Below are 13,226 nucleotides of genomic sequence, written 5' to 3'. Positions count from 1 at the left end.
TTCAGCGCGCCACGAAGGTGATGGCATCGCCGGCCGCGACGCCGAGCAGATCGGCGGCCCGGCGATCGATGGTGGCGCGGCCGTCCGCCTCCACATCGACCTGGGCGTAGCAGGCGCGGAAATCGGCGAGGTGGCCGGTTGCGGCGAGCACGTTTATCCCCTCCTCGGCATCGATGCTGCGCAGCTTGGCGTCGGCCGCGTCGCGGATCGAGCGGATATCGTCGATCGAGGCGGCCATGGTGGGGCCGCCATCGAAGATGTCGACATAGCCTTCGTAGCGGAAGCCTTCATTCTCCAGCATCCGCATGGCGGCGCGGCCGCTGGGATGCGGCAGGCCTATCACCGATCGCGCGCTTTCCGGCAGCATGGCGGTGTAGATCGGATGCTTGGGCATCAGATCGGCGATGAACTGGTTGCCGTGGACGGCGTTGAAGGCATCCGCCTCCTGGAAGTTCATGCCGAAGAACTTGCCGGCCAGCCCGTCCCAGAAGGGCGAGCCGCCGGCCTCGTCGATCACGCCGCGCAGCTCCGCCAGCACCCGCTTGCCGAAGCGTGCGCGATGCTGGCGGATGAAGAGGTAGCGGCTGCGGGCCAGCAGCAAGCCCAGCCCGCCAGCGCGTTCGCGCGGGTGGAGGAAGAGGCCGCCCACTTCCGAATAGCCTTCATAATCGGTGGTGAGCGTGAGCATTTCCGCCCGGAAGGTGCGGTTCAGCTCCTGCGAGGTCTGGGTGAGCGTGCCGAGCCGATAGCTGTAGAAGGGCCAGTGCTGGCCGACCTTGGCGAAGATTTGCGCGGTGCCGGCGACCTTGCCGGTCAGCGTATCTTCCAGGATCAGCACATAGAGATCGTCCCCCTCGACATCTTCCGCCTTGGCGAAGGCGGCGGCCGAACGTTCGAGCTTGGCCGCAAGCGACGGGCGATCCGCCGGCAGGTTGGTGAAGCCGCCGCCGGTGAGCTTGGCCATGTCGTAGAGCGAATCGAGATCCGACGGGCGGGACGGGCGAATGACGAAGCTCATGCGTGACGCCCCGCGGCAAGGCGAAGCAGGACGAGGGCGGACAGGCGGGCGCGTTCGCCCAGCGAATCGACGATCAGATATTCCTCCCCGGAATGTATCGCGCCGCCGCGGACGCCCATGGTATCGACCACGGGCACGCCGCAGGCGGCGATGTTGTTGCCGTCACATACCCCGCCGGTGGGCTTCCAGCCAAGCTTCAGGCCCAGATCGGCGCCGCAATCGCGGACCAGCGCGTAAAGCCGCTCGGCGGCGGCATCCATCGGCTTGGGCGGACGGCCGAAGCCGCCATGGAGATGGATGGAGACGCCATGCTCGGCCGAGACCTCGGCGATGACGGCATCGATGATCGCCCTCGCCTGGGCTTCGTCCTGTGGCGTGGCGGGGCGCAGGTTGAAGCGCAGGATCGCGTGATCCGGCACGACATTGTTGGGGCCGCCGCCATCGATCCTGGCCGGATTGACGGAAAGGCCGGCGCGCGCGGCGCGGGCGAGGCGGAGCGCGCAATCGGCGGCGGCGACGATGGCGTTGCGCCCGTCTTCCGGGTTGCGGCCGGCATGGGCGGCCCGGCCGGTGATCACGGCCGAAAAGTTGCCGCTGCCGGGCCGCGCGCCGGCCAGCGTGCCATCGGGCAGGGCCGAAGGTTCATAGGTGAGTGCCGCCGCCTTGCCCCGCGCGGCGCGGGCGATCAGCGGGGCGGAGCCGGCCGATCCCACTTCCTCGTCGCTGTTGATGACGACCTCATAGCCGATGCGCGGCGCAAGCGGGCTGGCTTCGATGGCGGACAGGGCCGCGAGCATCACGGCGATGCCGCCCTTCATGTCGGCCACGCCGGGGCCGTTCAGCGTGCCATCCGGCAGCCAGCGCAGCGCCTGGAAGGGATGATCGGCGGCGAATACCGTATCCATATGGCCGGTGAGCAGGATCTGGACGGGCGCGTCGGGGCGGACAGCGAGGTGGAGGTTGCGGCCGTGGGCGATGGCGACGCGGGCGCCGTCGGCCGCCACGGCATCCGCCGGCGCCGCTTCGAGGAGCGCGATATCGCCCGGCAGGACGGCGAAGGCCGAGGTCAGTTCCTCCGCCATCAGGGCAAGGCCCGCAAGGTTGCGCGATCCGCTGTTGATGGCGGCCCAGCGTTCCACCTGGGCCAGCATGGGCGCGGCCGCCGCGCGTTCGAGGATATGAGCTTCCTCGCGATCGAGGGGGGCGGGGTGGTTCATGCCCGCGATCCTAGCGATCAGGGGAGACTTGCGTCACCCCCGACTTCCGTGCAGGATTTGATCCGCCGATGAGAGCGCAAACGCCAGCGGCTGCCGGGAGAGGATGACGAAATGCGCATTTATACCGTGGCTGGGCTGTTGCTCTGCTCTGTTTCCATGATGATTTCCGGGCCGGCCATGGCCCAGAATAGCGGCTATCAGCTGCTGGTGGAAAACGGCGTCGATGCGATAGCGGTGCGGCATGTGATCGCAGACCGCTTGGGCGAGCCGGCGGCAACCGGTTCGATCTCAAGGCAAATCCTGAACGACCCGCAGAGCATGGCGCGGCTGCGCGCCGATGCGGCGGGCCGGCAGACGATCGTCGTCGGCGCGCCCGATCTGATCCGGGCGATGGGCGGAGGCGCCGGCGGCGTCCGCCGTATCAGCACCGATCTGGCCCGCGTGCTGCCGGCCGAAACGCTGGCCGTCGCGCGAATCGACTGATTCGCGGCGGCGCGGGGTTGCATGCCCCGCATGGATTGCCGATATAGGCGGAGCCTGCTCCTCCCCAGAAAAGGCGTTCGATGGCGTGCCGCTTGATGCGGCATGATCGCACGTGGTTTTCATTGGGAGTCGAGATCGCATGCCAGCCTATGTCCAGCGCGCCGGACTGCGCATAGCCGAGCCGTTGAGCCATTTCATCGAGACCAGGGCCTTGCCCGGCACGGGAATGGAGGCCGCTGCCTTCTGGGCGGAGGTGGCCGGGCTGTTCGCGCGATTCGCCCCGGAAAACCGCGCCCTGCTGGCGAAGCGGGACAGGATGCAGGCCGAGATCGATCGCTGGCACGAATTGCGGGCGGGCAAGCCGATCGATGCCAGGGAATATCGCGCCTTCCTGCGATCGATCGGCTATCTGGCCGACGAGCCCGCGCCGTTCGAGATCGGCACCCGGCAGGTCGACGAGGAGGTGGCCCGGATGGCGGGGCCGCAGCTCGTCGTCCCGGTGCTCAACGCGCGCTTCCTGCTGAATGCGGCCAATGCCCGCTGGGGAAGCCTGTATGACGCGCTTTACGGCACCGATGCGCTGCCCGGCGCGGCGAAGCCCGGTGGCTATGATGCCGAACGCGGCGCCGCCGTGATCGCGCGGGCCAAGGCGTTCCTGGACGAGGCCGTGCCGCTGGCTTCCGGGCAATGGGCCGATTTCGCGGGCGGCGAGCCCGTCCTCGCCGATCCGGCGCAATTGGTGGGCCGCAAGCCGGGCGGGCTGCTATTCCGGCATAACGGCCTGCACATCGAGCTTCGCATCGATTCCGAAAGCCCGATCGGCGCGACCGATCCGGCCGGCATTGCCGATGTCGTCCTGGAAGCGGCGCTGACCACGATCGTGGACCTGGAGGATTCGGTCGCCGCGGTGGATGCCGAGGACAAGGTGGCGGCCTATGCCAACTGGCTGGGGCTGATGCAGGGCGATCTTGCCGCCAGCTTCGACAAGGGCGGCCGGACGATGACCCGGGCGCTGGAGGAGGACCGCGCCTGGACCGCGCCCGGCGGCACCGATTTCACCCTGCCGGGCCGCAGCCTGCTGTTCGTGCGCAATGTGGGCCATCTGATGACGACATCGGCGGTGCTGCTGCCGGACGGCACGGAGGCGCCGGAGGGCATATTGGACGGTATCGTCACCAGCCTGATCGCGATGCACGACCTGGCCGGGCACGGCCGTTTCCGCAACAGCCGGGCGGGATCGGTCTATATCGTCAAGCCCAAGATGCACGGGCCGGAGGAGGCGGGCTTCACCGATCGGCTGTTCGACGCGATCGAGGATATGCTGGGCCTCGCCCGCCACACGCTGAAAGTGGGGGTGATGGACGAGGAGCGGCGGACCTCCGCCAACCTCGCGGCCTGCATCCACGCGGTGCGCGATCGGATCGCCTTCATCAACACCGGCTTCCTCGATCGCACGGGCGACGAGATCCATACGTCGATGCAGGCGGGGCCGATGATCCGCAAGAGCGAGATGAAGGGCGCGGCCTGGATATCCGCCTATGAGGATCGCAATGTCCGCATCGGCCTGGCCTGCGGCCTTTCGGGCCGGGCGCAGATCGGCAAGGGCATGTGGGCCGCGCCGGACCGGATGGCCGACATGCTGGCCCAGAAGATCGCCCATCCGCGCGCCGGGGCCAGCACGGCCTGGGTGCCGAGCCCGACGGCCGCGACGCTGCATGCGATGCATTACCACCTGGTCGACGTGTTCGCCCGGCAGGCGGAGATCGCCCGCGAGGCAGTGCCGCCGCTGGACGGGCTGCTCACCATCCCGCTGGCGGAAGGGCGCAACTGGACGGCGGAGGAGATCGCCGAGGAGCTGGACAATAACGCCCAGGGCATATTGGGCTATGTCGTCCGCTGGATCGACCAGGGGGTCGGTTGCTCCAAGGTGCCCGATATCCACGATATCGGCCTGATGGAGGATCGGGCGACGTTGCGCATATCCTCCCAGCATATCGCCAACTGGCTGCTGCATGGGGTGTGCACCGCCGAGGAGGTGGAGGCTGCGCTTCGGCGGATGGCGGCGAAGGTGGATGCCCAGAATGCCGGCGATCCGCTCTACCGCCCGATGGCGACCGAACCGGAGGAGAGCATTGCCTTCCAGGCGGCGCGCGCGCTGGTATTCGAAGGAACGGGGCAGCCCAACGGCTATACCGAGCCGCTGCTCCATCGTTTCCGCATCGCCCGCAAGCTGGCGGACGCGGCCGAGCAGGCGGAGGCGGCCTGATCCTCCATCCGGCCGGGGCCGGCGGGCCAGTTCGCGTCTTCATCGGGGATTTTGGCCGATCCGCCGGCCCGACCATGCTTGGCAAGCCTGCCTCCGATGGCTAGGCGCTTTCATCAAGGGCATGTTCAATGATGAAGGACGGCCGGATGAGGATGGGAGCCGCCATGGGCGAGATGATGGAAACCCCCGCGAAGATCGCGGTGCCGGAAGACGTCGAGGAGGCGATCCGCACCCTGCTGCGCTGGGCGGGGGACGATCCCACGCGCGAAGGCCTGCTGGATACGCCCAAGCGCGTCGCGCGCGCGTGGAAGGAATATTGCAAGGGCTATGGCGACGATCCGGCCCGCCATCTGAGCCGCACCTTCGAGGAAGTGGGCGGTTATGACGAGATCGTGCTGCTGAAGGACATCCCCTTCCAGTCGCATTGCGAGCATCATATGGCGCCGATCATCGGCAAGGCGGCGATCGCCTATCTGCCGCGCGAGCGGGTGGTGGGCATTTCCAAGCTCGCCCGCGTGCTGCACGGCTTCGCCCGCCGGCTGCAGGTGCAGGAACGGCTGACGGCCGAGGTGGCGGACTGCATCTGGGACAATCTCGCCCCCCATGGCGTGGCGGTGGTGATCGAGGCGACGCATGCCTGCATGACCGCGCGCGGCGTGCAGACGCCGGGCGTGGTGATGACGACCAGCCGGATGATGGGCGTGTTCCGCGACGACGAACGATCGCGCGCGGAAGTGCTGAAGCTGATGGGTTATTGAGCGCGGGCGCGGCCCCCGGCCGCGCTCACGCCACCAGCGCCGGCGCGCCGCAGCGCACGCCGTTCACCCGGACGTCGGCCTGGCCGAGGTGCAGGCCGAGCAGGTCGGTAAGCGCGTTGAGCAGCCCATCGAGCGCCGGCGCGACCGGCGCCAGCGTGTTGCCGATCAGCTGGCCCACCGGCCCGGTGCCGATCCCCAGGCCGATGATGTTCACGTTCAGGTTCAGCCCGGAAATCAGCGAGAGCACGAGCCCCTGGATGAGGCTGTCCGACGAGACCGACTTCACCGTGCGGGCCGAAATCTCGGCGGGCGAGAAGGCGACCGTCTTCCACACCGGCGCGGTGAGATCGACCCGGGCCTGGCCGGTGACGGTGACGAGCGGCACGCTGACCAGCGGGGCCGGCCCTTCCACCAACGGCTGCTTGTGGTTCGAGATATCCGCCGGATAGAGGTTGGCGATCGCGGCGTGGCCGATCGACGGGCGGACCAGCAGGGTGGCGCCGCCGGCACGGCGGTTGGAACAATCGATCGCGGACAATTTGGCCTCGGCGGCGGCTAGCTCGATGAACAAGGGCAGGCGGATATTGGCGATGCCGAGCAGCGATCCGGCGGGCAGCACCTCCACCTCGATATAGACGCGGGTCTGGGCGGTGCGGATCACCGGTTCCCCCTTGGCGGTGACGGCGAGCCACGGGGAATCGGCCGGGCGATCGCCGATGGCGAGCTTCACCGTCGTCTTGGTGATCCCGGGAATCGAGGCACCGAGATCGAGCGCCACCTGGCGGTTGCCGTTGGCGAGCTCCAGCAGCGCGCGGGTCATATCGAAGGCGTTGACCTTCACATATTGGCCGGGGACGGCATGGTCCTGCGCGCCGATCGGACCGAGATCGATCAGGTTGTCGAGCGCGGCGGGCTTGGCGGCGGCGACGGTGGAGAGCAGCTTGCGGACGGCGGCGGCGGCATCGGCCGATCCCTGATCCTGAAGCGCATGCGCGATCGCTTCCAGCGCCTGCCCGGTGGTGAGATCGGCCGACAGCGTCTGATCGTAGGAGGCGGCCGTGAGGTCGAGACTGGCGCGCAGCGCATCGGAGAAAGCGAGCAGATCGACATCGGCCTGGGCCAGCGCATTATAATCCATCACCGACAGGTTCACCTGCGATCCGGCCAGCGCGGAGAGCAGCGCATTGGCGATGCCGCCCTGCAGGCCGGCAAGGCGTGACCCGATCGAGAAGCTGGCGAGGTTGGAGCGTGCCGCGATCGCCTTGCGCTGGATCGGCGTGTGGCGCCGGCCGAGCGAGACGATGCCGAAATAGAGCCGGGCATCGGTGCCGAGCGTGACGCGCGCCGCCGAGCGATCGGAGGGGGACGGCGTGAAGCGCTGGGCCAGCGGCACCGCCGGATCGGCGCGCCAGGAGCCAAGCTCCACCTTCTGGGTGACCGGCTCCGGCAGCCGGTTCGCCTGCACCGTGGCGCGGACGGCGGCGTCCGCGTGGACGACATCGGCGACGGCGGCGATCGCCGCGGCATCCGCCACGCCCTGAAGCCTGCGGCTTTCGAAATAGATCGAGCCGAGATCGACGGCCAGCGCGAGGCAGCCGAGACAGGCCATCATCGATGCGGCGGCAAGGATGGTGACGCCGCCGCCGGCATCCCGGCGCAGCGCGGCCAGGGGGGAGGGGAAGGGGCGCATCGTCAAAGCCCCGTCAGGCGGATGGCGGCGGTGCGGCGGATGCGGCGATCGGGCAGGGGCACCAGGCCGAAGCGCAGGAAGGGATCGTCCGACGCATCATAATCCAGCGTTACCGTCATGGCGTCGCCCACCTCGCGGACCGACACCGAGGCGCGGCCGGGATCGAGGCCGGCGAGCGGGCCGATCTCCTCCGCTACGCTGGCGTGGACGAGGCTGGCGCGTTCGGCCGCGTCGAGGCCGCCGATCGCCACGCGCGCGGCGTCGTTGGCGACCTGCTGAAGCGAATGCGCCCGCCAGAAATAGCCGCCATAGGTGACGACGCCGAGCAGGATCAGCAGGAAGAGCGGTGCCACCAGCGCGAATTCCACCGCCGCCGCGCCGCGATCGCCGCGAATCGCTCCCCCGATCTTCACCTTTTTCGCCGTTGCGCCGATCATCCGATCCCTCCCGTTGCCGGTTGCGGACCAAGATAAGGCGGCGTGCTTAGAAGGCGGTTGGCGGCATTCCGCTGGGCCATGCACAATATACCGATCCATTATGGAGCAAGGGATCGGCGGATATCCGTCGCCTAAGTCCGGAATGGATATGACCGGGGCATGGTCGGCAAGTTTTCGTAAACCAAATTTTCCCAGTCATTGCGTGTTCTTTTGGTTAACTGGGGTATGACCAATGACACATGCGATAGATCGTCTCAGCGTTACTTCGGCGGAACTGGTCCGAAAGTTCGGCCGCTGGCAGGATAGGGTGGCGACCGGGCCGTTGTTCATCACGCATCACGGCCGCGAACGGCTGGTGATGCTTTCCACCGCCAATTATCGGGCGCTGGTGGAAGGCGCGGGCGCCAGCAACGACAGCGGCCCGGACGGGGTGGATGCGGACCAGCGGCTGGAGGCGGTGGTCGATCTGATCGCGCAGGGCTTCATCGCCTTCGACGCCGATCTGGCCGTGACCCGGATGAACCCGGTGGCCGCCTGCTATCTGCGCGGGCATCGCCATCTGCTGATGGGGCGGAAGCTGGGCGAGATATACCCCGGCGTGTCCCATTCGCTGCTGGAAACCTATCTGGCGCGCGCGGTGCGATCGGGCGAGACGGGAGCGTTCGACGCGCCCTCCTTCGCTTCGCCCGATGACTGGCTGCACCTGCAGACCTTCCCGTTCGGGCGCGGTGCCGCCGTGCTTTTCCGCAATGCCGGGGACGAGGTGGAGATGCGGCGGCAGAATGTCGCGATATCGGCCGCGACGGCCGCCGCCGCCGCCCATGGCGGCATCGGCCATGGCTGGCTGAGCCCGCGCGGCACCTTCACCCGCGTGGACGATCAGCTTGCGGCGATGGCGGGCTTCACGCCGCAGACGCTGGCGGGCGTGCGCCTGACCGACATCCTGCCGCTCAAGCGCCGCGTGGAGGCGGGCGAGCGGGTGGAGGCGGTGCTGAGCGGCGCCGGCCCCGCGGCGTTCGATACCGAACTGCTCGTCAATCGCGGCGGGGAACTGCCGGTGCGCATCGGCCTGGCCGACCTGAAGGGCGAATATTCGAGCAGCGGTGCCGTGCTGGTGGTGACGCCGCTGGCGTGAGCGCGGGACGGCAGGCAGGAAAAAGGCCGCCCGGATCGCTCCGGACGGCCTTTTTCTTTCCCGCATGTGGGAGAAACGGGGGATCAGCCCTCCGCTTCTTCCTCGGCCGGGGCTTCCTCGGCGGCGATCTCGCCGGGTTCGGCGTTGGGATCGTAATCCTCGGTGAAGCCGGCGGCGTCGCGTTCGAACATCGAGGCCATGACGTCGACGCCCTGTTCCTGCAGCTCGGCTTCTTCCGGGCTGCGGGCGACGTTCACCTTGATCGTCACCGACACTTCCGGGTGAAGCGCGATCTTCACTTCGTGCAGGCCGATCGTCTTGATCGGGCGATCGAGCACGATCTGGCTCTTGGCGATCTTGATCGCTTCGGCTTCGAGCGCTTCCGAAAGGTCGCGGGCCGAGACCGAGCCGTAAAGGTGGCCGACGTTCGACGCCTGACGGATGAGCGTGACGGTCTTGCCGTCGATGCCCTGCGAATCGGCGACGGCGGCTTCACGACGCTGCGCGTTTTCGGCGATCAGGCGCTCGCGGTTCGCCTCGAACACCTTCTTGTTGGCTTCGTTGGCGCGGAGCGCCTTCTTGCGCGGAAGCAGGAAATTGCGGGCGTAGCCGTTCTTCACGGTCACGACATCGCCGATGGCGCCCAGCTTCTCGACGCGTTCGAGCAGGATGACTTCCATTGCGGTAAGCTCCTTACTTCACGATGTAGGGGAGAAGCCCGATGTGACGGGCGCGCTTGATCGCCTTGGCGAGTTCGCGCTGCTTCTTGGCGGAAACCGCGGTGATGCGGCTGGGAACGATCTTGCCGCGCTCGGACACGAAGCCCTGGAGCAGACGGACATCCTTATAGTCGATCCGGGGAGCGTCCTTCGCGGAGAAGGGGCAGCTCTTGCGGCGACGGAAAAACGGGCGTGCCATGTTTATGTTCTCCCTCAGGCCGCGTCACGCTCGTCGCGGTCGCGACGGGGACGATCGCCACCGCGGTCGCCGCGGCGGCTGTCACGCTCATTGCGCTCGTTACGGCGCATCATGGCGGACGGACCCTGCTCATGCGCATCGACCTTGATGGTCATGTAGCGGATGACGTCTTCGTTGATCGCGGTCTGGCGCTCCAGCTCGGCGACGACGCCCGCGGGGGCCTCGAACTCGAGCATGACATAGTGCGCCTTGCGATTCTTCGCGATGCGATAGGCGAGGCCGCGCAAGCCCCAGGTCTCGGTCTTCACGACCTTGCCCTGGCCTTCTTCGATGATCTTGGTGGCGGTTTCCGCCAGCGCGTCGACCTGGGCCTGGGCCAGATCCTGACGCGCGAGAAACACATGCTCGTACAGAGGCATGTCGCGTGTCCTTCATGTTCCGCCGATCGCTGACGACCGCGCCCATCGCGATCGCCCCTCCGGCTTTCTTCAAGACGACAAGGGCGGAAGGCGCGTGGCCTCCGCCCATGACGTGAGCGCGCCTATGCCGGAAGGCGCGGCAAAAGACAAGCGGTGAGCGGCGATCCGTCGCCATCGCCGTCCCGTCGCTCCAGTTCCGCGATCGGGGCGGCCGTGCGCTGGGCCAGCATATGTTCGCCCATATCCTCCAGCAGGCGCCGGGCGGCGATGAGGTGGCGGCGCGCGCGGGCGATCTTGCTGGGGCGCGGCGGGCAGGCGGACGGATCGCCCTCCCTCCTCATCCCGCCGAGCATGGAACGGCCGATATGGTCGAACGCTTCCAGCAGGCCCGCGCCGTCGGCCCCCGCCGTGGCGATATGTTTCTGCTGAAGGCGGTTTTCCTCCCGCGACCAAAGAAATAGGCGGTAGCTGGTCATACGCTTGAACTCCACTTCCCCACTCCGCGCAGGCATATTAGTGCGGACGAGTGGCATTTGCATGTCAGCGCTGAAAAATGATGAGCGGGATGCGACGAACGGCGCGGATATGTCGTCCGATCTTGCCATCGGGCGGGCCAGTTTCTAACGCGGCGCCTTCTCAGGGACATTCAGGACGGATTCTCCAGCCATGCGCGCATTCATCTTTCCGGGGCAGGGCAGCCAGGCGGTCGGCATGGGCAAGGCGCTGGCCGACGCGAGCGCGGCTGCGCGCGAGGTGTTCCAGGAGGTGGACGAGGCGCTGGGCCAGCATCTCTTCCGCCTGATGACCGAAGGCCCCGAGGCGGACCTGACGCTGACCGAGAACGCCCAGCCGGCGATCATGGCCAATGCCATCGCCACGCTGCGCGTGCTGGAAAAGGAAGGCGGTATCCGCCTGGCCGACAAGGCCGATTATGTCGCCGGCCATTCGCTGGGCGAATATAGCGCGCTGTGCGCGGCGGGCGCGCTCGATCTCGCGACCACCGCCCGGCTGCTGAAGCGGCGGGGGCAGGCGATGCAGGCGGCCGTGCCGGTGGGCGAGGGCGCGATGGCGGCGCTGCTGGGCGCGGATCTCGACAAGGCGCGCGCGCTGGCCGAGGCGGCGGCCGAGGGCGAGGTGTGCACCGTGGCCAACGACAATGATCCCGGCCAGGTCGTGATTTCCGGCCAGCGCGGCGCGATCGAGCGGGCCGTGGCAATGGTGAAGGATCACGGCATCAAGCGCGGCGTGCTGCTGCCGGTCTCCGCCCCCTTCCATTGCCCGCTGATGCAGCCGGCGGCCGATGCCATGGCCGAGGCGCTGGCCGATGTCGATCTCCGCGCGCCGCTGGTGCCGCTCTACGCCAATGTGACGGCGGCGCCCGTCGCCGATCCGGATACGATCCGCCGGCTGCTGGTGGAGCAGGTGACGGGCACGGTGCGCTGGCGCGAGAGCATCGCGGCGATGTTCGCGGCGGGCGTGCACGATTTCGTCGAGTTCGGCGGCAAGGTGGTGGGGCCGATGGTGAAGCGCACCGCCGCCGACGCGAACGCGACCAGCGTGATCGCGATGGACGACATCGAGGCGCTGCTGAAGACTCTTTGACCGGTCCGGGCGGATGCCCGGATGCGAAGCTCGTCGGGATGACGGAAAGGAAAGCAGAATGTTCGACCTGACAGGCATGACCGCGCTGGTGACCGGCGCATCGGGCGGAATCGGATCGGCGATCGCCAAGGCGCTGGCCGGGCAGGGCGCGCGGCTGGCGGTATCCGGCTCCAATGTGGAGAAGCTGGAGGCGTTCCGCGCCGAGCTTGGCGGCGATCATGTTGCGCTGCCGTGCAACCTGGGCGATGCGGCCGCCGTCGACGGGCTGGTGCCCGCGGCGGTGGAGGCGCTGGGCGGCAAGATCGACATCCTCGTCAACAATGCCGGCGTGACCCGCGACAACCTTGCCATGCGGATGAAGGACGAGGAATGGGATCAGGTGATCCGCATCAACCTCGAAGCCGCCTTCCGCCTGATCCGCGCGGCGGCCAAGCCGATGATGAAGGCGCGGTTCGGCCGCGTCGTCTCCATCACCTCGGTGGTGGGGCAGACGGGCAATCCGGGGCAGGCCAATTATGCCGCGTCCAAGGCGGGCCTCGTCGGCATGTCCAAGGCGCTGGCGCAGGAACTGGCCAGCCGCAACATCACCGTGAACTGCGTCGCGCCGGGCTTCATCGCATCCGCCATGACGGACGTGCTGCCGGACGCGCAGAAGGAAGCGCTGCTGGGCAAGATCCCCGCCGGCAAGCTGGGCGAAGGGGCGGATGTGGCCGCCGCCGTCGTCTATCTCGCCAGCCGCGAGGCCGGTTATGTCACCGGCCAGACGCTGCACGTGAACGGCGGCATGGCGATGATCTGAACGTGATGCGGCGCCGTTGTGCGTCGCATTGCCGCAGTGCGGGGAAGACTCCCCGCAAACCGGGCTTGTAAGTTCGAAGGAACAAACCAAGCTTGCACAGTTGAGGCCGCCCCGTTAGGCAGCGGCAAACAGACCCTAAGGAAGGTTGGGAATATGAGCGAGACCGCCGAGCGCGTGAAGAAGATCGTTGTCGAGCACCTCGGCGTCGAGGCCGACAAGGTGAACGAGGATGCGAGCTTCATCGACGATCTGGGCGCCGACAGCCTCGACATCGTCGAACTGGTGATGGCCTTCGAGGAAGAGTTCGGCGTGGAGATCCCCGACGACGCGGCCGAGAAGATCGCCACCGTGAAGGACGCGATCAGCTATATCGACGCGAACAAGGGCTGAAGGCCCGGCTGGGCTGAGCCAGCGGACCCGGCCGGATCATCCGGTCGGGCCGGGAAAAACAGCGGCTCCCCGACCCCGGCATATATTGGGGGCG

General features: G+C 67.8%; 15 protein-coding genes. 7 read left to right on the top strand and 8 right to left on the bottom strand.

Annotated elements, in window-relative coordinates; genetic code table 11:
• Nucleotide 1: 1 nt before the first annotated feature.
• Nucleotides 2-1,018: an arginine N-succinyltransferase gene (locus tag G432_RS01895; RefSeq protein WP_015457118.1), complete on the bottom strand. Its 1,017-nt coding sequence runs from the start codon at nucleotides 1,016-1,018 to the stop codon at nucleotides 2-4.
• Nucleotides 1,015-2,235 (bottom strand): hydrolase, encoded by a 1,221-nt coding sequence (locus G432_RS01890; protein WP_015457117.1) that lies wholly within the window; start codon nucleotides 2,233-2,235, stop codon nucleotides 1,015-1,017. The genes G432_RS01895 and G432_RS01890 overlap by 4 nt, the downstream gene beginning before the upstream one ends.
• Nucleotides 2,236-2,346: 111 nt before the next feature.
• On the opposite strand from G432_RS01890, the gene G432_RS01885 reads away from it, so the two are divergent.
• The 3 genes from G432_RS01885 (at nucleotide 2,347) to folE (ending at nucleotide 5,742) form a co-directional block, all read left to right on the top strand.
• Nucleotides 2,347-2,718, top strand: a complete 372-nt coding sequence (locus G432_RS01885) for a hypothetical protein (protein ID WP_015457116.1) — start codon at nucleotides 2,347-2,349, stop codon at nucleotides 2,716-2,718.
• Nucleotides 2,719-2,857: 139 nt separating this feature from the next.
• Complete coding sequence (locus G432_RS01880) at nucleotides 2,858-4,984, top strand: malate synthase G (protein ID WP_015457115.1); 2,127 nt, start codon at nucleotides 2,858-2,860, stop codon at nucleotides 4,982-4,984.
• A 152-nt stretch (nucleotides 4,985-5,136) separates the two neighbouring features.
• Nucleotides 5,137-5,742, top strand: coding sequence for a GTP cyclohydrolase I FolE (gene folE, locus G432_RS01875; RefSeq protein WP_041865068.1), 606 nt, complete (start codon nucleotides 5,137-5,139; stop codon nucleotides 5,740-5,742).
• Nucleotides 5,743-5,767: 25 nt separating this feature from the next.
• Here folE and G432_RS01870 read toward each other — a convergent pair whose 3' ends face one another.
• On the bottom strand, nucleotides 5,768-7,432 hold the full coding sequence (locus tag G432_RS01870; RefSeq protein ID WP_015457113.1) for a pilus assembly protein TadG-related protein: 1,665 nt from the start codon (nucleotides 7,430-7,432) through the stop codon (nucleotides 5,768-5,770).
• 2 nt (nucleotides 7,433-7,434) lie between these two features.
• Entirely contained in the window at nucleotides 7,435-7,869 is a 435-nt protein-coding gene (locus G432_RS01865; protein ID WP_015457112.1) for a TadE/TadG family type IV pilus assembly protein, read from the bottom strand.
• Between the two features lie 232 nt (nucleotides 7,870-8,101).
• Between G432_RS01865 and G432_RS01860 the strand changes: the two genes are divergently transcribed.
• Nucleotides 8,102-9,004, top strand: coding sequence for a PAS domain-containing protein (locus G432_RS01860; protein ID WP_015457111.1), 903 nt, complete (start codon nucleotides 8,102-8,104; stop codon nucleotides 9,002-9,004).
• Between the two features lie 83 nt (nucleotides 9,005-9,087).
• Here G432_RS01860 and rplI read toward each other — a convergent pair whose 3' ends face one another.
• The 4 genes from rplI to G432_RS01840 form a co-directional block, all read right to left on the bottom strand.
• Nucleotides 9,088-9,684, bottom strand: coding sequence for a 50S ribosomal protein L9 (rplI, locus tag G432_RS01855; protein WP_015457110.1), 597 nt, complete (start codon nucleotides 9,682-9,684; stop codon nucleotides 9,088-9,090).
• Between the two features lie 13 nt (nucleotides 9,685-9,697).
• Entirely contained in the window at nucleotides 9,698-9,922 is a 225-nt protein-coding gene (gene rpsR, locus G432_RS01850; RefSeq protein WP_010125005.1) for a 30S ribosomal protein S18, read from the bottom strand.
• A 14-nt stretch (nucleotides 9,923-9,936) separates the two neighbouring features.
• Complete coding sequence (gene rpsF / locus G432_RS01845; protein ID WP_015457109.1) at nucleotides 9,937-10,341, bottom strand: 30S ribosomal protein S6; 405 nt, start codon at nucleotides 10,339-10,341, stop codon at nucleotides 9,937-9,939.
• 122 nt (nucleotides 10,342-10,463) lie between these two features.
• Nucleotides 10,464-10,817, bottom strand: a complete 354-nt coding sequence (locus tag G432_RS01840; protein WP_015457108.1) for a hypothetical protein — start codon at nucleotides 10,815-10,817, stop codon at nucleotides 10,464-10,466.
• 190 nt (nucleotides 10,818-11,007) lie between these two features.
• Here G432_RS01840 and fabD point away from each other — a divergent pair, with 190 nt between their 5' ends.
• The 3 genes from fabD to G432_RS01825 all read left to right on the top strand — a co-directional run bounded on the left by fabD (nucleotide 11,008) and on the right by G432_RS01825 (nucleotide 13,132).
• Nucleotides 11,008-11,943 (top strand): ACP S-malonyltransferase, encoded by a 936-nt coding sequence (gene fabD / locus G432_RS01835; RefSeq protein WP_015457107.1) that lies wholly within the window; start codon nucleotides 11,008-11,010, stop codon nucleotides 11,941-11,943.
• 58 nt (nucleotides 11,944-12,001) lie between these two features.
• Nucleotides 12,002-12,742: a 3-oxoacyl-[acyl-carrier-protein] reductase gene (gene fabG, locus G432_RS01830; RefSeq protein ID WP_015457106.1), complete on the top strand. Its 741-nt coding sequence runs from the start codon at nucleotides 12,002-12,004 to the stop codon at nucleotides 12,740-12,742.
• 153 nt (nucleotides 12,743-12,895) lie between these two features.
• The gene (locus G432_RS01825; protein ID WP_015457105.1) at nucleotides 12,896-13,132 is read left to right on the top strand and encodes an acyl carrier protein; all 237 of its coding nucleotides are present in this window, start codon (nucleotides 12,896-12,898) and stop codon (nucleotides 13,130-13,132) included.
• Nucleotides 13,133-13,226 lie beyond the last annotated feature (94 nt).

Source organism: Sphingomonas sp. MM-1, from assembly GCF_000347675.2.
GTDB lineage: Bacteria > Pseudomonadota > Alphaproteobacteria > Sphingomonadales > Sphingomonadaceae > Sphingomonas_E > Sphingomonas_E fennica.
Note: the sequence above shows the minus strand (reverse complement) of the source record. Positions and strands in the feature narration are given on the sequence as shown.